The sequence below is a fragment of the Streptomyces sp. NRRL WC-3549 genome (genome assembly GCF_000721935.1).
Taxonomy (GTDB): domain Bacteria; phylum Actinomycetota; class Actinomycetes; order Streptomycetales; family Streptomycetaceae; genus Streptomyces.
Window position 1 is genome coordinate 430 of the sequence record NZ_KL585419.1, and the last position, 341, is coordinate 770.

Below are 341 nucleotides of genomic sequence, written 5' to 3' on the forward strand. Positions count from 1 at the left end.
ATGTGTATAAGAGACACCCGCACCGCGGGACGAGGGGGCGGCGCCGGCGGACGGCACGATGGCGATGCGGGCGCTTCCGCCCGCCCCCGCGCCGCAGGCCCCGGCCCCCTCACCCGCGCCGGCACCGCCCCAGCCGCAGGAACGCGCGCAGAACCGGACACCGGACCGCGCACAGACACCGCCCCGGCCGGTCACGCCCCAACTGCCCGGCCCCGCCGACGGATCCGCGTCCTGGGCGCAGCAGGTCCACCAACTGGCCCGGCCCGAGCCGGCGCCCGCCCCCCACCGGCCCCACCCCGTCCCGGCGCAGCAGCACCGACAGGCTGTCTCTTATACACATC

The 341-nt window shown here is 77.4% G+C and carries 1 protein-coding gene; it reads right to left on the bottom strand.

Translation table 11 applies throughout. The features are described 5' to 3' along the window. Positions 1 to 109: 109 nt before the first annotated feature. On the bottom strand, positions 110 to 341 hold a 232-nt coding region (locus IH13_RS45605; protein ID WP_158791280.1), incomplete at its 5' end, for a hypothetical protein.